This is a genomic window from Planctomycetaceae bacterium, from assembly GCA_041398785.1.
Classification (GTDB): domain Bacteria; phylum Planctomycetota; class Planctomycetia; order Planctomycetales; family Planctomycetaceae; genus JAWKUA01.
In genome coordinates, this window is the sequence record JAWKUA010000011.1 from 17,769 (window position 1) to 35,790 (window position 18,022).

The 18,022-nt window shown below is 60.2% G+C and carries 14 protein-coding genes; 8 read left to right on the forward strand and 6 right to left on the reverse strand.

Translation table 11 applies throughout. The features are described from left to right. Positions 1–197 precede the first annotated feature (197 nt). The 3 genes from R3C19_14050 (at position 198) to R3C19_14060 (ending at position 3,356) form a co-directional block, all read left to right on the forward strand. Positions 198–1,331, forward strand: coding sequence for a mandelate racemase/muconate lactonizing enzyme family protein (locus R3C19_14050; protein ID MEZ6061463.1), 1,134 nt, complete (start codon positions 198–200; stop codon positions 1,329–1,331). An 85-nt stretch (positions 1,332–1,416) separates the two neighbouring features. After that, a complete protein-coding gene (locus R3C19_14055) occupies positions 1,417–2,232 on the forward strand; it encodes an XdhC family protein (protein MEZ6061464.1) in 816 nt (271 codons plus the stop codon). A gap of 77 nt (positions 2,233–2,309) precedes the next feature. After that, positions 2,310–3,356, forward strand: a complete 1,047-nt coding sequence (locus R3C19_14060) for a tRNA-dihydrouridine synthase (GenBank protein ID MEZ6061465.1) — start codon at positions 2,310–2,312, stop codon at positions 3,354–3,356. Positions 3,357–3,438: 82 nt separating this feature from the next. Here the strand turns inward: R3C19_14060 and glgA are convergent, their stop codons facing one another. Further along, positions 3,439–4,962, reverse strand: a complete 1,524-nt coding sequence (gene glgA, locus R3C19_14065) for a glycogen synthase GlgA (protein MEZ6061466.1) — start codon at positions 4,960–4,962, stop codon at positions 3,439–3,441. A gap of 53 nt (positions 4,963–5,015) precedes the next feature. After that, positions 5,016–6,410 (reverse strand): MBL fold metallo-hydrolase, encoded by a 1,395-nt coding sequence (locus tag R3C19_14070; protein ID MEZ6061467.1) that lies wholly within the window; start codon positions 6,408–6,410, stop codon positions 5,016–5,018. A gap of 565 nt (positions 6,411–6,975) precedes the next feature. Here R3C19_14070 and R3C19_14075 point away from each other — a divergent pair. The 4 genes from R3C19_14075 (at position 6,976) to R3C19_14090 (ending at position 12,846) form a co-directional block, all read left to right on the forward strand. Beyond that, positions 6,976–8,640, forward strand: a complete 1,665-nt coding sequence (locus R3C19_14075) for a DUF1549 and DUF1553 domain-containing protein (protein ID MEZ6061468.1) — start codon at positions 6,976–6,978, stop codon at positions 8,638–8,640. Between the two features lie 23 nt (positions 8,641–8,663). Next, entirely contained in the window at positions 8,664–9,965 is a 1,302-nt protein-coding gene (locus tag R3C19_14080; protein MEZ6061469.1) for a DUF1501 domain-containing protein, read from the forward strand. Between the two features lie 122 nt (positions 9,966–10,087). After that, on the forward strand, positions 10,088–10,663 hold the full coding sequence (locus tag R3C19_14085) for a sigma-70 family RNA polymerase sigma factor (GenBank protein ID MEZ6061470.1): 576 nt from the start codon (positions 10,088–10,090) through the stop codon (positions 10,661–10,663). Continuing rightward, on the forward strand, positions 10,660–12,846 hold the full coding sequence (locus R3C19_14090; GenBank protein MEZ6061471.1) for a DUF1549 domain-containing protein: 2,187 nt from the start codon (positions 10,660–10,662) through the stop codon (positions 12,844–12,846). Before R3C19_14085 ends, R3C19_14090 begins: the two co-directional genes overlap by 4 nt. A gap of 53 nt (positions 12,847–12,899) precedes the next feature. Here the strand turns inward: R3C19_14090 and hemW are convergent, their stop codons facing one another. The 4 genes from hemW to pyrF form a co-directional block, all read right to left on the reverse strand. Beyond that, positions 12,900–14,081 carry a radical SAM family heme chaperone HemW gene (gene hemW, locus R3C19_14095; protein ID MEZ6061472.1) on the reverse strand — a complete coding sequence of 394 codons (1,182 nt, stop codon included), beginning with the start codon at positions 14,079–14,081 and terminating at the stop codon, positions 12,900–12,902. 2 nt (positions 14,082–14,083) lie between these two features. Further along, positions 14,084–14,791, reverse strand: a complete 708-nt coding sequence (locus tag R3C19_14100) for a TrkA family potassium uptake protein (protein ID MEZ6061473.1) — start codon at positions 14,789–14,791, stop codon at positions 14,084–14,086. A 30-nt stretch (positions 14,792–14,821) separates the two neighbouring features. Beyond that, positions 14,822–15,859: an anthranilate phosphoribosyltransferase gene (gene trpD / locus R3C19_14105; protein MEZ6061474.1), complete on the reverse strand. Its 1,038-nt coding sequence runs from the start codon at positions 15,857–15,859 to the stop codon at positions 14,822–14,824. A 173-nt stretch (positions 15,860–16,032) separates the two neighbouring features. Beyond that, positions 16,033–16,959: an orotidine-5'-phosphate decarboxylase gene (gene pyrF, locus R3C19_14110; protein ID MEZ6061475.1), complete on the reverse strand. Its 927-nt coding sequence runs from the start codon at positions 16,957–16,959 to the stop codon at positions 16,033–16,035. A 99-nt stretch (positions 16,960–17,058) separates the two neighbouring features. Between pyrF and dapF the strand changes: the two genes are divergently transcribed. After that, positions 17,059–17,907 (forward strand): diaminopimelate epimerase, encoded by an 849-nt coding sequence (gene dapF / locus R3C19_14115; protein MEZ6061476.1) that lies wholly within the window; start codon positions 17,059–17,061, stop codon positions 17,905–17,907. Positions 17,908–18,022: the final 115 nt, after the last annotated feature.

Here is an 18,022-nt window from a genome sequence, read left to right on the forward strand (position 1 = left end):
ATCCTTTGACTCTGCCGGTGCACGTCTCGGCAGATACGCATCGGCAGGTCTCCGGGGTTTCGTTACTGTGCTGCGACTTTCCGACGGACGGTGCGTTCGGTAATCTCGACGTCTTCGACACGTGCGGCTTTTTGGTTCATTCGGTTGCCGTGAGCCGGTCGTACGTGTTTCGAAGTGACCCTGATCAAAGGCCCGATATGCAAATTCGTTCGATCGATGTCTGCCCGCTGACCGGAGCCACTGTGGATGGCGGCTGGCCTCAGGGTCACGAACCGCAGGAAAATCTGCACACGCTGCTGATCGTTCGAACGGACGGCGAACCGGTCGGGTACGGAAGCTGTTTTACGTCCGGTCGACTGGTTGCCGGCGCGGTCGAATTGCTGTGGCCGCTGCTGAAGAATGAATCGGCTGTCGAGCCGGAACGCGTGTCGGAAAAGCTGCGGCAGTCGTCCTTCTGGCAGGGACGCGGCGGAGCGGTCGAACACGCGATCAGCGGGATCGACATCGCTTTGTGGGATCTGATGGGAAAAGCGTGTAGCCAGCCGGTATCGCGACTGCTGGGAGGCAACTATCGCGATACGATCAAGCCGTACGGTTCGATCCTGTTCGACGAACCGGCCGCGCTGCGGGACACGCTGCACAGTGTTGTGGCGCGAGGTTTCCGGGCGATCAAGCTCGGCTGGCGACCGTTCGGTCGCCGCAATTCGAAGTTCGACGAGTTGCTGGTCCGCACCGCTCGCGACACGGTCGGCGACGCAGTGGAATTGATGGTAGACGCCGGCGGCAGCGAACAGTTCTGGCCGCACGGAACCAACTGGGCTCGCCGAACCGCGACGATGCTCAGCGACTATGACATCACCTGGTTCGAAGAACCTCTGCCGCCCGACGATCTGGCCGGCTATGTGGAACTGACGCGCGCGTCGCCGGTACCGATCGCGACGGGTGAAGTTCTGACTCGGCGGCAGTCGTTTCAGCCGTGGATCGAACAGCGAGCCGCCGATATTCTGCAGCCGGACTGCACCAAAAACGGCGGACTGAGCGAATCACGGCGGATCGCATGGGCGGCCGCCGATCACAACATCCAGGTGGTTCCTCACGGCTGGAACACGGCCGTCGGGCTTGCGGCCGACCTGCAGTTTTCCGCAGCGATCCCGGTGGCCCGCTACGTCGAATATCTGTTCCCGTGCGCGTACATTGATGAGCTTGTGACGCAGCGGTTCGCTCTGGACGAAAACGGATTGCTGCGGATTCCGAACGGACCGGGTCTGGGAATGGAAATCGACGGAGACGCTCTGGACCGGTTCTGCCCGGAACGCGTGATCTTTCAGTAATCGATCGGCGTCTTGAAATCGGAACCTGACGACCCAGCCGCCAGCGCCGTATCCGTCGCCGCCAAACGCCAACAAGCATTTTGTCATGTCATTTGACGTTCACCGACACACAAAAACTGTCACGCAGCTCCTGTCTTCGGGCGTTCCGTTTGTCACCGTCACGATGGTCGACATGCGCGGCAGCGCTCCTCAGATTCAGGGCGCCAGGGCGGTGATCACGGCGGATGGCATCGTCGACGGCACGGTCGGCGGCGGCAAAGTGGAAGCTCGCGCGATTGCGTTTGCGAAGGACCTGCTGGCGAACAACGATGGGCGAAGCTGTCAGTTCGAAACCTGGAACCTGCAGACCGACGTTGGCATGACCTGCGGCGGCGAAGTGAAGTTCTTCTTCGAAGTGTTTCTCAGCAGCGACTGGAAGATCGCGGTATTCGGAGCCGGGCATATCGCTCAGGCCATGATTCCGATTCTGCTGAACATGAACTGCCGAGTCACCTGGCTGGATCAGCGTTCCGAGTGGCTGTCGCGCATCGGCGAACATCCGAAGCTGACCAAAGTGTGCGCGGAGGAGTTGAAAGACGAAGTGGCGAAGCTGGATCCGCGGAGTTTCTTCGTGTTGATGACTCAGGGACACGGAACCGATCTGCCCGTGCTGGCGGAAGTGCTGCGAACGATCGAACCGCCGTATCTCGGCGTGCTGGGAAGCCTGCAGAAAGCGAAAGTGCTGCGTCGGGATTTGAAGGAACTGGGTTTGTCAGACGAAAAGATCGCTTCGTATTTCTGCCCGATGGGCGTTCCCATGGGCAACAATACTCCGCCGGAAATTGCGATCAGTATCACGTCGCAGTTGATTCAGGAACGTGATCGACTGGGAATTGTGAAGCAGAAGACGAAGGTGTTCTGAGCGATGGGCGAGCGACAGGCGTTCTCGCCGGCCACAAGAATTGCGGCTGCCACTCTTCTGCAAGTGTTCGGTGAAGCATGCTGAAGATCGGTCGATTCGAATTCCGCCTGCCGGTCATCCAGGCGGCCCTTAGCGGTTACAGCGATTGGCCGATGCGCGCGATCGCCAGGCGGATGGGGGCTCCGTATACCATCTGCGAAGTCATGATCGATTCGTTCGTGAATTCACTAAAGGATCGCGAGCGCACGAAGCATTTTCTGATGCTGACCGGTGACGATCATCCGGCGGGGGCTCAATTGATGGGGGCGGATCCGTCGGAGTTTCCGGCCGCCGCGAAACGACTGATCTCAGCCGGGTTTGATGTGATCGACATTAACTTCGGCTGTCCCGTGAAGAAGGTGCTGGGGCGCTGCCGGGGTGGATTTCACCTGGGCCAGCCGGACGTTGCGATTGAAATCCTGCGTCGAGTGCGCGACGCCGTGCCCGCTGAAGTTCCGGTGACTCTGAAAATGCGTCGCGGAGTCGACGAAAGCGACGGCAGCCGAGACCGGTTCTTCACGATTCTGGACGCGGCGTTCGAAACCGGCATCGCGGCAGTCACGGTTCACGGCCGCACCGTGATGCAGCGTTACAACGGGCCGAGCGACTGGGGATTTCTCAGCGAACTTCGCCGGCAGTATCCGCATCAAACGTTGCTCGGCAGCGGAGACCTGTTTTGCGCGGAAGACTGCGTGAGAATGCTGCGGGAAACGGGCGTCGATGGAGTCACGGCGGCTCGCGGGTCGATCGGAAACCCGTGGATCTTCCGGCAAGCTGCGGAACTGCTGGCTGGCCGACCTCTGCCGGATCCGCCGTCGGTGTTTGAGCAGCGTGACGTGCTGCGGGAACATTTTCGTCTCGCTGACATTGCCTATCCCGGCGGGAAGGCATCCCGACAGATGCGGAAGTTCGGTATCCGATACGCCGACTGGCACCCCCACGGCGATCATGTTCGAGCAGACTTCATTCGCGCGCGGAACGCGTCGGAATGGCATGACGTGGTTGCTCGCTGGTATGCCGAAGACGCGCCGGGCATCTATCCGGCGAACCCCGGCATTCCGAAGCCTCCGGCGATGGCGAAATGACTCGGTGCCCCGTTGACGACGGCGGAACGAAGACCAAAGGCGACGCTGCGCGTGCGGGTCGCGGTGACCATCACGGTGACGCTCAGCAGCGCCGGTCGTGGACTCGGTCGTGGCGGCGTTCGAGTGCCTTGCGGTAAGTGTCCAGATAACGATTCGCGCTGCGGTCCCAGGACCAGTCGGCCGCCATTCCGGATTTCATGAGTTCCTTCCAGACGGCACGGTCATGGTACGTTCGCACGGCACGTTCAAACGTCGTCGCGAATGCTCCTTCGGTGTAGTCGCTGAAGGCAAACCCGGTGGCCGTGCCGGCTTCCAGAGTCTGCGGTGTCAGGTCCACGACGGAGTCCGCCAGGCCGCCAACGGCCCGAACGACGGGAACCGTTCCGTAGCGAAGGCTGTACATCTGGTTCAGGCCGCAGGGTTCGAAGCGACTGGGCATCAGAAACGCGTCGGCCCCGGCTTCTACCTGATGAGCCAGGCCTTCGTCGAAGCCCACAAATACGGCGACCTTGTCGGGATTGTGTGCTGCCAGGTACTGCAGATGTCCTTCGTAGCGCGGGTCGCCCGTGCCCAGGAAGGCGATCTGCACGTCCTGGTGAAGAATTCTGCCGGCGGCTCCGGCGATCAGGTCGAAGCCCTTCTGATCGGACATCCGCGACACCATGCCGAACAGCGGCACGTCGGATCGTGCCGGCAGCCCCATGCGTTCCTGCAGATGCCGCTTGCAGACGGATTTGCCGTCATCAGCGGAATCGAACGTGTAGGTGGCCGGCAGTTGATGATCGGTGGCGGGATTCCATTCGTCGGTATCGATGCCATTCAGAATGCCGACCAGGTCGTCGCGGCGAACTTTCAGGACGGAATCCAGGTGTTCGCCGAATTCCGGAGTGCAGATTTCTTCGGCATACGTCGGGCTGACGGTGGTGATCTGGTCGGCGAAGTTGATACCCGTCTTCAGAAGATTCAGGTCTCCCCAGAATTCCATGTGATGCATATTGAAGTACCGCCAGTCCATACCGGTCAGCGGCATATCCAGATGCCAGAATCGGCCCTGATAGGCCATGTTGTGCAGCGTCATGACGGACGCCGCGTTTTCGAAGCCGGGCAGGTGAGCGTACTGAGAATGCAGCAGAGCGGGGACCAGGCCGGTCTGCCAGTCGTTGCAGTGAACGATGTCCGGACGCAGTACCATCTGACGGCAGATTTCCATGACGGCCCGGCTGAAGAAGCAATAACGTTCACAGTTGTCGACGTAGCCTTTGCCGTGCTCCATGTACAACTGAGAACGGTCGAAATAGTGAGCCTGTCGGACCAGCAGCACGGTGACTCCGTTGCCCGGCAGCGTTGTCCAGTTGACGCCGGCGGTCATCTGCCGGCCGTTCATGGCGATCGCCAGCCGCAATCCGCTGTCGGCAATCGAAGGCAGACGATGCTGCCGGTCCTTTCGCAGCACGCGATAGTCCGGCACGATGATGGTGACGTCGTGCCCGCTGGCGTCGAGGGCCTTTGCCAGAGCAGTGGTGACGTCCGCCAGGCCGCCGGTCTTGGAAAACGGCACCGCTTCGGAAGCGGTCAGAACGATGCGCAGTCGGTCGGAGGTAATCATGTCGGTTTTCAGTGTTCAGTCGTCCGGATTCAGAAGCTGGGATTTGAACACTTTCACACTTCAAAGCTGTCGCCGAACTGAGGAATGACGGGTGGTTGATCGCAGTCGTTGGCGATCAGTTCCGCGAGAGCCTTTGCGGCATCATCTTCACCGTGAACGATAAATGCCTGCCCGACGCCTCCCTGTTTCTGAATTTCTCCGAACCACCACTTGAAGTCTTCGGCATCGGCATGGGCGGACAGGCCGTTGATCGTTTCGACTCGGCAGCGGCGGTGATATTTCCGGCCGTAGATCCGGACTTCTTCCCGCTGTTCCACCAGGCTGCGTCCCAGAGTATGGCGAGCCTGAAATCCAATGATCAGAATCGTGTTTTCCGGGTTTCCGATGGCATTTTTGATGTGATGCACGACTCGGCCGTGTTCGCACATACCGCTTGCGGAAATCACGACAAACGGCCCTTTGCGCTTGTTCAGGGCGATGCTTTCGTCCCGGGAACGAACGTAGGTCAGACCGTCGAAATCAAAAACATCGTCGTCGAACTCCAAAGTGCGGCGAACGTCTTCGTCCATGCTTTCGGGGTGATCGCGATAGATGTCCGTCAGCCGGGTCGCCAGCGGACTGTCAATGAACACCGGCACATGGCAAAGCTGGTCTTCGTTTCGAAGTTCGTTCAGCAGATACACCAGCATCTGAGTTCTGCCCAGGCTGAACGCCGGGATGATGACTCGGCCGCCGGAAGACGACGCTTCGCAGATGACTCGCTGCAGTTCTTCCTTCACGTTGTGCGATGGCGGGTGGACTCGATTTCCGTAGGTTGATTCCGTGATCACAACATCGCAGCGTCCGACGGTTTCCGGATCGTTCAGGATCGGTTTTCCTCGCCGGCCCAGGTCTCCCGTAAAAACCAGGCGTTTCCAGTCGCCGTCGTCCAGCAAATCCAGTTCGACAATGGCTGAACCCAGGATGTGTCCGGCGTGGTGAAACCTTAACCGCACGTCGTCGGACAGAGATTCCCATTCCCCGAAGCCGATGTATTCGAAGGCTTTGGCAACGCGTTTGGCATCATCTTCGGAATACAGCGGCTGAACGACGGAATCGCGATTTGCCGCTTTTTTGGCCGCGTAGCGAGCATCCTCGGCCTGGATGTGTGCACTATCGCGCAACATCAGTGAAGCGATATCGGCGGTGGCTCGCGTGCAGAAAATGGGACCTCGATACCCGGCTTTGTGCAGCCCCGGCAGATTTCCTGAATGGTCAATGTGCGCGTGCGACAGGACCACGGCATCCAGTTTTCGCGGATGGCAGTGAAACCGTTCGTTCTTCGGGCGAGTTTCCTCTTCCGGGCCCTGGAAAAGTCCGCAGTCCAGCAGAATTCTTCGTGTGGAGGTTTCGATCAAGTGCTGGCTGCCTGTGACTTCACCGGCTGCTCCGAAAAAGGTGATCCGCATGAAGAACGTGACTTTCTGGCTGAAATCCGGGTTTGGGTGCGGCAAAAGAGTGCGGCGGGTGGAACAACGTGCGTCGAACGGGATGGAGAGTTTTTTCCGGCGGTGACCGGGGACGGGGACAGGTGAGAATCGTTTGCTGCAACGGATCACGTGAGTGAACGGCACTACTACCGACCGGGTAGTGGCTTGCAATCCCCAAAGTCTGCGGCCGGATTACCTTCTTTCGGCGGACCGCTGCATCATTGATGTTCACTTTTGTGAACGGAGGTAAGCCGAAGGTTCGGCTTTTGTCAATCAGCAGGGTGGGCCTACAATGCCCAGGTGTACAGATGCCTGCGTTTCTTCCGCAGTTCTTCGAAATCCGGCGAACATGTTGCGTGGCCTGCGATGTAGATTTGCAGGGACTTGCAACACGGGGCAGTCGCCGGCTGGATTATGTCGGCGACGGGCGTTCCTGCGAAATCTTCAGGGAGCCGTCCTGTTTTCGGTGGAGTCGGTAGGCGGAACTGAACGTGAGCGTTCCTCAGCGGGTCGCGGATTTCCGGTTCTCGGGGAGTTTCCATTGATGCAGCCACGGGCACAGAGTTCATGGTTACGGCTATTCAGCTCCGGCGTCGTCTGCGGTTTGGCGCTGCTGACGATGATGCCGAACGCATGGTGCGGGGCGGAGGCCAGTTCGTCGGGACCGGCGGCGAAGTCGACGGCGGAATTCATCGACGACCAGATTGAACGAAGCTGGGCGGACAACGAAATCAAGCCGTCTCCCGAGGCTCCGGACGAAGAATGGGTGCGCCGGGTTTATCTGGACACCGTCGGACGAATTCCATCTTTGAAGGAAGTGGAAACGTATCTGGCGGACTCCAGCCCTCGCAAGCGCGCGGTGCTGGTGGATGCTTTGCTGGATCATCCGGATTATGTCCGCAACTTCACAACGATCTGGACCAACCTGTGTATGGGGCGCGCCGATGTGCGTCGAGTCAGCCGGCCCAGCCTGGAAAAGTTCTTCCGGGAAGCCTTTGCGAAGAACCGACCGTGGAACGATGTGGTCGTCGACATCGTGACGGCGGAAGGTCATTTCGAAGAAAACGGGGCCGTCAATTACATCCTCGCTCAGATGCAGCTGCCGGACGACGGAGTGCAACTGACGGCAAAGACGACCCGGCTGTTTCTCGGAATGCAGGTTCAGTGTACTCAGTGCCACAATCATCCGTTTAACGACTGGCAGCAGAGTCAGTTCTGGGAGTTCAACAGCTTCTTCCGGCAGGTCAGCAAGCGGGATTACCGTCGCACGGATCCGAACTCCGGACGGCAGGTCGACGACTATTCGGAAGTCGTGTGGCAGGACTATTCCGGTCCCGTTCACTTCGAAAAGCGCAGCGGGCTGATGGAGGCCGCCTATCCGATTTACCTCGGACGAAAAATCGATGCCGGTCCGGACACGGATCGCCGCAAGGAACTGGCTCGATTGCTGGTGGAACCGAACGAAGGCGAAACACCGCTGCTGGCGACGGCGTTCGTGAACCGGATGTGGGGTCATTTCTTCGGGTACGGGTTTACTCGCCCGGTTGATGACATCGGTCCGCACAATCCGGCGTCGCACCCGGCTCTGCTGGAACGGCTGGCCGCGGACTTCGCGAGCGGCGGCTACAACGTCAGACAACTGGTGCGATGGATTGCCAACAGTCGAGCCTACTCGCTGACCAGTCAATTAAGTTCCGACAACCGCGTCGATGACCCGGCGTCCGGTGAAATGCCGCTTTTCAGCCACATGTATATCAAGTCGATGGAAGCCGAACAGCTTTACGATTCGCTGATTACTGCGTCAAACGCCGACAAGGCGGGCAACGGCGGCTGGGATGCTCAGGAAGCTCAGCGCCGCCGCTGGATGCAGCAGTTCGTCGTGACGTTTGACAACGATGAAAATGACGAAGCCACAACATTCAACGGAACGATTCCTCAGGCGCTGATGATGATGAACAGCGATCTGATGGAACGTGCCGTCAGCGCGGATCGGGGCAGTCTGCTGTTCGAAGTGCTTAACAGTCCGGGACCGGAAACACAGAAAATTCAGAAGCTGTATCTGGCCGCGCTAAGCCGCCGGCCGGGCGGGACGGAAATGTCGACCGCCAGACAGTTTCTGAGTGCCTATCCGGCGTCATCCGGCGTGATGGCCTGGCAGGACATGTTCTGGGCGCTGCTGAATTCCAATGAGTTTATCCTGAATCACTAATCCTCCTGCGGGGCAAATGACACATGGCAATCTGGAACAACTACGGCATGAAGCGGCGTCACTTCCTGCAGCATCTGGCATCGGCTGCGGCGACCGTTCCGGCAATGAATTTTCTGTCGCACGTGCAGGCGAACGCTGCCGCTGTGAAGGCCAATCAGAAAGCCTGCATCCTGATGTGGATGGGCGGCGGTCCTCCCACGATTGACATCTGGGACCTGAAACCGGGTTCGAAGAATGGCGGCGATTTCAAACCGATTGACACAAAAGCGGCAGGTGTGCAGATCTGTGAACACATGCCGAAGACGGCTGGCATCATGGATGACCTGGCGATTGTTCGTTCGATGAGTACTCGCGAAGCCGACCACGGCCGCGGCCGGTACTACATGCATACCGCCTACGTTCCGAATCCGACCGTGACTCATCCGACATTCGGATCTGTCGTCAGCTACGAACTGGGTTCCAAGCGCACGGCGCTGGAACTTCCGTCGTTTGTGTCGATCGGTGGTGACGCCGGTCCGGCGGGATTTCTGGGGATGTCGCATGCTCCATTTGTCGTGGACAGCAGCGGCCGAATTCAGAACGCTCCCGGCGAGGAAGCTCAGCGGCGGCTTCGCGGCCGGCTGACAATGCTGGAAGCCGTGGAAACGAATTTCCTGAATTCGCGCCGGGGCGAGTTGCCCAGGGCTCACCAGGATGTCTACCAGAACGCCGTCAACCTGATGACCTCCGACCAGATGGCCGCGTTCGACGCCCGCCGCGCCGCGCCGAAGTTTGGTCTGGAAGTGGAATCTCAGGCGACGCAGGATGCCTACGGAACAAGCGCGTTCGGGCAGGGGCTGCTGATGGCCCGTCGGCTGGTGCAGGTGGGAGTCCCGTTCATCGAAGTGAACCTTGGCGGCTGGGACCTTCATCAGGGAGTGTTCCCGGCGTTGAGCCAGCAGAAGCTTCCGGAACTGGATCGGGGCATGTCCGCGCTGGTGACCGACCTGAAAAGTCGCGGCATGCTGGACGACGTCGTGCTGGTCTGGATGGGCGAATTTGGCCGCACTCCGCGTATCAATCAGGATGTCGGACGCGACCACTGGGCTCGAAGCTGGTCTGTGGTAGTCGGCGGCGGCGGCCTGAAAACCGGTCAGGCGATCGGAGCCACCGATGCCGACGGCACCAGCGTCGCGGACGGAAGCCAGGCATACCTGCCGGGAGACATCTGGGCCACCGTCGCTCAAGCACTTGGCATCCCGCTCAGCACCATTCACACATCCAAGCGAGGCCGACCGATGAAAATCGCAAACGGCGGAGTTCCGATCAGGGAACTCATCGGATAGCAAGTCGACGTCGAACCACCGTCGCAGCACGGAATCCATTGCACTTGAATCGGCAGTGCCGCACGTGCAAAACCCCGCCGACAATGGATTTCCGCCGGTTAACCTCGTAGAAAACGCCGGTCATGGTTACCAACCTTACCGAAATTGACCTCGCAGATTCGGACGCCGACAATTCGTCGACGCCCGATGAGTCGTTCATTCGCGCGTTTTCGCAGAGCCAGCGGCCATTGTATTTGTATATCCTGCCGCTCGTCGGAAATCCCGCCGATGCGGATGAAGTGCTGCAGGAAACAAATCTGGTGATCTGGAAGAAGTGGAGTCAGTTTCAGGCCGGAACCAACTTTGTCGCATGGGGACGAGCGATCGCTCGGCTGGAAGTTTTCCGCTTCCGCCGGCAGCGTCCGACGAAGATGCAGTTTCTGGATAGCCAATTGCTGGAAGTCATCGCGGAAGAAGTCGCGACCCGCAGTCCGGAACTGCAGCGCAAACATGATGCTCTTTCCGAGTGTCTGGGAAAACTTCGTCCCCAGGATCGACAACTGATCCGCATGCGGTATTCGTCCAATGTGACGGGCGACCAGGTTGCTGAAGAGCTTGGACGACCGGCTAATTCCGTGTACCAGTCGCTGGGCCGAATTCGCCGTGTCCTGATGGAATGTGTCCGCCGACAGCTCGCGGGATCCGGAGACCCCCTGTGAACAGCTCCGAACAGGAACTACTGCACCTGACAAATCTGATGCTGGAAGATCAGCTCTCCGCGGCGCAGGGACGCCGGCTTGCGGAACTGTTGAAGGCCAGCCCGGTAAACATGCGCCTCTACGTGGACCTTGTCGAACTGCATGGTCAGTTGATGTGGGATGCGGGACTGGCACCCGTGTTTGAACCGCACAGGCCGAAATCGTCCACCGGACGAAAAAAGGCACCAGCGCCGGAAGTTCAGCAGCGACGCAGGTGGTCCGGGCGAGCGATCTCCGCCAGTGCCGCCGGAGCAGTTCTGGTTCTGATCGGACTCGCTTTTGCTTTCACGCAGTTTCCCGATCAGCCTCCGCAGTTCGTTCAGCCGGAACCTGGCGGCGGCGACAATCGACCGGACGTGCCGGACCAGTCCGACGCACCACTCGTGGCGGACTCCAGGCTCGACAGCAGCGGCAGCGACAACAGCGGCGACGTGGCAGCGATCAAGCCACTGCCGCTCAACAACCTGCCGGATCGTCCAGACGGCAACGGTGACGTCAGGACCGCGGATGCATCGGCTGCGTCCACGGATCGCCCGTCGCCGTTTCAGGGTGAATTCTCGGACGAAGACGTTGTGGCATTCATTGACGCCCAGTTACAGAAAAGCTGGGACGACAACGGGCTGCAGCCTTCGCGCCGGGCCGACGACACGGAGTGGCTTCGTCGAGCCTACCTTTCTTTCGTCGGCCGCATTCCCACACTGGGCGAAACCGACAGATTCACGGCCGGTACGGGTCCCGCGGATCGAGGCCGTCTGGTCCACGACCTCGCGGAAAGCGCCGCCCGGGCGGAGAACCTGGCAGAAATCTGGGCGAACCTGCTGGTTGGCAGATCACCGCGAACGGAAGTCAATCGCGACGCGCTGCAGGATTTCCTGAAGGACGAGTTCGTCCATAACAGCCCGTGGATCGATACGGTCGGAAAGTTGATTTCTGCCGAAGGCCGCAACGACCGCAACGGCGCCACCAATTTCCTACTGGCGCATCTGAACAACGACGCGACACCCGCCACGGCGGTCACAGCCCGATTGTTTCTGGGTGAGCAACTGCAGTGCGTGCAGTGCCACGACCATCCCTTCGACAAGGGAATTTCGCAGAAGAGCTACTGGGCGCTGAATGCCTTCTTCAAGCACACTCATCGCGTCACACGAACGGAGACAGTCCCCGGCACCACAGACGGCAGCGACCCGCAGACTCGCCAGGTTGTCGAACTGCTGGACGACCGCGAAGGCGGCATGACGCACTATGAAACGCTGCGAGGCGAAGTACGGGCCGTGTTGCCGGAATTTGACAGTGTCGCGCTGACCGCCGATCAAAAGGTCAACCGTCGGCAGGAACTGGTGCGACTGCTGGCTGCCGATTCCGAAGCCCGCGTTGGTCGAGCGATGGTGAATCGCATGTGGGCTCACTTCTTCAGCTACGGATTCACTCGACCGATTGATGACATTGGTCCGCACGTGCCGGTCAGCCATCCGGAACTTCTGGACGGGCTGACGTCCGCCTTTGTGGAATCCGGCTATGACGTGCGGCGGTTGATGACCTGGATCGCCATGTGCCGCGCATGGCAGCTTTCCAGCGAAGGAATCGCCGGCAACGTGCCTGACGATCCGGATAGCGGCGAGACTCCGATGTTCAGCCGGGTTTATGTGCGGCGGATGACTCCCGAACAGGTGTACCGATCGATTCGCGTCGCGATTCGCGCGGCCGCCGACGCATCGCCGCGGTCCATCACCACGGAATCCGAAAGCGACGCGGAACATCGCCGGTATTGGGTCGCTCAATTCGTCCGTGACTACGAAACCGACGAAAACGACGAATCGGCCGAGTTCGACGGCACTGTGGCTCAGGCTCTGGTGATGATGAACGGCGAAGAGATTGAAAAGGCGATTCGGGAAGCATCTCTGCTGATCGTTTCCGGCGACAGCGGTACAAACCGCCGAACGCGCGAGGCGTCGCCGATGGAAGCACTGAATCGTGTGTCGCTGGCACTGCTGACACGACCGCCGACGAACGATGAACAGCGAGCGTTTCGAGCACACCTGCGCGACATGTCAGGTTCGGTGCCGGCCGGCGAAGCTCTGCCTCTGGCTGTCGAAGACATGCTGTGGGCGTATCTGAACAGCAGTGAGTTCATGCTGGTTCATTAGTCCGTTGACGGTCTCGCCGTGACGAGGTGGCGACGTCGACCGTCGCTTCAGCGTCACAGGAAGTCCACAACGACGCTGTCGGCCAGAAACCGTCCTTCGTCCGTCAGGTGCAGTCGGTTGTCGGTGATCGCCAGTTGTCCGGTGTCCAGATTGCGGCGAAGCGCATCTCCCGCCAGGTCTTCCACCGTGCGGCCGAAGCGTTGTTCGAAGGAATCCAGATCGAAGCCGTCGACCAGTCGAAGCCCCAGCATGATGGCTTCCCGGGCACGTTGTTCGTCGGTGAGTTCCTCGAAGTGCTGCAGACAGAGTTCGCTGCGATTCCAGCTTTCAATCCAGGCCGCGACGTTGCGGCGATTCGTGCTGCGGACGCCGTTGACATACCGAGCCGCTCCCGGACCGAACGCAAAGTACTCCCGTGCGTCCCAGTAGACCTGATTGTGACGACAGCGAAATCCCGGTGCGGCGAAATTTGAGATCTCATAGTGCTCGAACCCCGCGGCAGCCAGTTGCCGAATCCCGGCGGCGTACATTTCGCGTTCGATTTCATCGGGCAGCGCCACCAGGCGGCCCTGTCGGCGACGGCGAGTAAAATCGGTGCCCGTTTCGAATGTCAGGCCGTACGTCGAAATATGTCGCACGGGAAGCAATGTTGCCTGCCGCAGCGTTGCGGACCACGAAGAAACGGTCTGGCTGGGAACTCCGAAAATCAGATCGACCGATACGTTGTCGATGAACTCGGCACTGCGCTGAATGCACTCCACGGCTTCTTCGGCCGTGTGTCTGCGTTCCAGAATCTTCAGCACCTCATTGTCGAAACTCTGAACTCCCAGGCTCAGCCGATTGATCCCGTGACGGACCAGCACGTCCAGCCGTTCGTCGTCCAGGCCGTCCGGATTGGCCTCAATCGAAAACTCACCACCGGCGTTCAGCGGGAAGTGAGTGCGAACCTGCCCCAGCAACTGATCAAGCTGTTCCGGATTCAGGTGAGTGGGGGTCCCGCCGCCGATAAAGATTGACTCAACCGACCAGGCGCGCGTCGCGGTGGCCAATTCGTTGGCGATCGCCGTCAGGAACGCCGGAATCAGTTCATCGCGGCTGGCAACCAGTGTGAAGTCGCAGTAGCCGCATCGATGCAGGCAGAACGGCACATGCACATAAACGGCTGTCGGCGGTTGCGGAGAATCGACAGGTGCAGCGCAGGCTTTCACTGCGTCGATTCGCGGCACTTTCGGCATGACTATTCCTGCGGCAGCCGCGACAGTGACTCTTCCGAGCCAGCCAGCAGCAGCACGTCGGCGGCTTCAATTCTGTCATTGGGTCCGGGGACGCTGATCATGCGAGTGCCGCGGGAAGAATCCGCTGCGTCAGGCGACTGAGAAAGAATTTCGCGGCGGACAGCGATCAGGTTGACAGAGAACTTTGAGCGAAGATCAATTTCCCGAACGGTCCGGCCCACGAATTTCGACGGAGCCTTCAGTTCCAGAATCGTAAATCCGTCGGCAAGCTGGATGTAGTCGTCGATGCGCGGGTGAGCCAGGCGGCGTCCCAGCATGTCGCCGGCATCCTGTTCCGGCTGGACAACTTCGTCGGCACCGATCTGGCGAAAGATCTCCGCATGGAATTTTGTCTGAGCCCGGCAGATGACTCGCGGCACCTGCAGATTCTTTTTGCAGATCACAGTGGTCAGCAGCGCGGCTTCGAAGTTTTCGCCAATGGACACAACACAACAGTCGACGCGTTCGACTTCCTGGCTGCGCAGGGCCGCTTCGTCGGTGGAATCCAGCCGGACGGCGATCGCCACTTCGTCGCTGATTTCGTTGACCAGCGGCTCATCGTTGTCGATCGCAATGACCTCCGCACCGTGCATGGAAAGCCGGCGCGCGAGCGCCATGCCAAACCGGCCAAGTCCGATGACGGCGATCCGCTGAACTGTGGAAGTGATCATTTCTGTTCGTTGCCTTCGGTATTCACCGGACTACACGGCGGATGTCGTGACGGACTGCGTCCATTCCACCAGGTCGTTGAGTTTCGATTCGGCGATGCCGTCGCTGAGCACCGTTGCGGCTGCTCTGACCGCGTCCTGCAGCGTATCGGCTTTCTCCGCGGCCAGCAGCGCGGCGGCGGTGTTGGCGATCACGATGTTCGCGGCCGGTGAATCTTCACCGCGAAGAACCGATCGAATTGTCGCCGCGCTTTGCTCCACGGACTTCACTCGCAGGGACAATACGTCGCAGCTCGGCAGTCCGAAATCTTCCGGATGCCATGCAAACCGATCCACGGCACCGGAGCGCACTTCAAAGACGGTTGTCGGGCCCCACAGGCAGACTTCGTCCAGTTGATCGTTGCCGCAGACAACAAACGCCTTCCGGCAGCCAAGCACGCTGAGCGCGCCGGCCAGCAGCCGCGCGCGTTCGTTGGTGCTGGCTCCCAGCAACTGATGCTGAGCTCCCGCGGGATTGGTCAGCGGTCCCAGCAGGTTAAAGATTGTGGGAATTCCCAGAGTTCGGCGGATCGGTGCGGCGTTCTTCATGGCTCCGTGCAGCAGCGGAGCGAAGCAGAAGGCGATGCCGATCTCGTCCAGACACCGCGCCGCCTGCTCGGCGGAAAGCTGAATGTTGACTCCCAGCGCTTCCAGAACATCGGCGGAACCGCTGCTGCTGCTGACGCTTCGATTTCCGTGCTTGGCCACGTTGACACCGCACGACGCGGCGACCAGCGCCGTCGCGGTGCTGATGTTGAACGTATGCAGCCGGTCGCCGCCGGTGCCGCAGGTATCCAGCAGCGGACGTCGCCGAGTCGCGATCCGGGCGACGCGGTCGCGCATCGCCTGAGCGGCACCCACCAGTTCCACCGCCGACGGCCCCTTGCACGCCATGGCCGTCAGCCAGGCGGACACCGTGACATCGCTGCAGCCGCCGTCCATGATGGCTCCAATGCATTCGCGGACTGTCTCCGACGACAAATGCTGCTTTTGTGTCAGTTGCTCCAGTGCGGGAGTCAGAATCGGATGCATGTCAGTGACCGTGATTTCGAACAGCCTGCAGTCGTCGGGAAGCTGCGTATCGTGCTGACGCAGGTCGGAAAGAGCAACCGTGAACCATCCGCCGGCTGAAGCTGGACGGTGGCGGCGTCAAATGTGAGACAAGGTGAGATTCGGACCGCGGCGGCTGGAAAGAAGAGGCTTCGTCATTCCGAACGGACGGCCGCCAGATCAGCGATCATATCGTTAGTCGCCGCCAGAACCGCTTCACGCCATTCCGACGCCGGAAACCGATCCGAATATCGCGGACTTCGAAATGCAAAATTGATCGCTCTGGAACTGTTGATGAGTGCTCCCTGGCCATCGGCATCAAACGCAGCGGCGACATCAGACGCTGAACCGCCCTGACTTCCGTAACCGGGAACAAGCAGCAGCGTGTTCGGCATTCGAAGTCGCAGTGCTGACAATTCCTCCGGCCAGGTCGCTCCCACAACGGCTCCCACCGGACCGTAGCTGTCGTCTCCGCGGTAGGACTCGTTCAGCGCCTGGACGACGTCGGCGACAGCTTCGAAAAGCTTTTGATCCTGCGTCACACGATCCTGAAACGCGGCGGATTGCGGGTTGCTGGTGCGAACCAGCACATACAGTCCGGCGGAACGGTCGACGGCACATTCAATAAACGGCTGCAGCGTGTCCGGTCCCAGATAAGGACTGACGGTCAGCGCGTCAGCGGGAAACGCGGCGGCGCCAGCATCACTGCCGGCCAGCCAGGCGTCGGCGTAGGCGGTCGCCGTGGAACCGATGTCGCCCCGCTTGGCGTCGGCGATCACAATCAGATTCTTCGAACGAGCGTGGCTCATCACGTCATGCAATGCCGCCATCCCCGGCGGGCCGAGCTGTTCGAAGAACGCGACCTGCGGCTTCACGGCCGGCACCAGTGGAGCCACAATGTCGATGATTTCGCGGCAAAACTGACCGAACCCGTCGGCACGCTGAGCCAGCGTCGCGGTCAGCCCTCCCAGTGGCTTGGTGATTTCATCCGGCAACTGATCCCAGCGAGGATCCAGGCCCACCAGGGCGGCCGTTTTGGTTTCACGGATTCTGGCGGCCAGGCGCGATGAGTAACTTGTCATGGCTGAAGCGGCGGTTTCTGCAGTCGTCGTCAGTGTTAATTGAACGCGAACTGTAGCGGAATCCCGCCGCAGAAAAATTCACGACCACGGAACCATGCAATGCCCGGACTGTCGTTCATCAAAATGCACGGAGCCGGAAACGACTACGTGTTCATTGACGGATTCGAACAGCAACTGCCGTCCGATCCGGCTGCCCTGGCGCGTCGAGTCAGCGACCGCCATACCGGCATCGGATCTGACGGGCTGGTTTTTCTGGTGCCTCCGAACGCGGCTGGCGATGTCCCGCCGTGCGATGTCGAAATGAAGATGTGGAACTCCGACGGCAGTGCCGGTGCGATGTGCGGTAACGCCGCGCGGTGCGTGGCGATGTGGATGCAGCACCAGCGACGCTGCGGCGCTTGCTGCCGAATCCTGATGGGCGACCGTCTGCTGACCGCGACGATTCTGCAGTCGCTGTCACCCGGCCGCGCGGCTCTGGTGCGCGTGGATGTCGGTCGGCCGGAGTTCCCGGCGAGCCGTGAGGAAATCGAATTCCCGGACTTACTTTTTCCCGACGGAACTATGGTGAAGGCCACGATCGTATCGCTGGGAAATCCCCATGCGGTCGTGTTTGTCGACAGGCTGACCGATGCACTCATTTCCGGAATCGGGCCTGCCCTGGAGCAGCACTCTCGTTTTCCCGATCGCACCAACGTGGAATTCGTCCAGCGCCGCGCGGACGGTTCTCTGGCGGTGCGAGTCTGGGAGCGCGGCAGCGGGGAAACTCGAGCCTGCGGTTCCGGTGCCTGCGCGGCGGCCATTGTTCACATGCTGTCGACGGGCCAAGAAAAGTGTACACCTGTTCTGGTTCACCTTCCGGGCGGAATTCTGACGGTAGCGTGGGACGGTTCACGTGACGTGTACCTGACAGGCCCGGCTGAGCTGAGTTTTACAGGGACACTTCGCTAAACGGACCGCCGCCGTTCCGGTCTGCGCGATAGGTTATTGGCAGATCATCGTCTGAAACTTAGAACAGGCGTCCAGCGTCGTTCGAAGCGGGCACGGGCGAAATCTCCAATTCCGG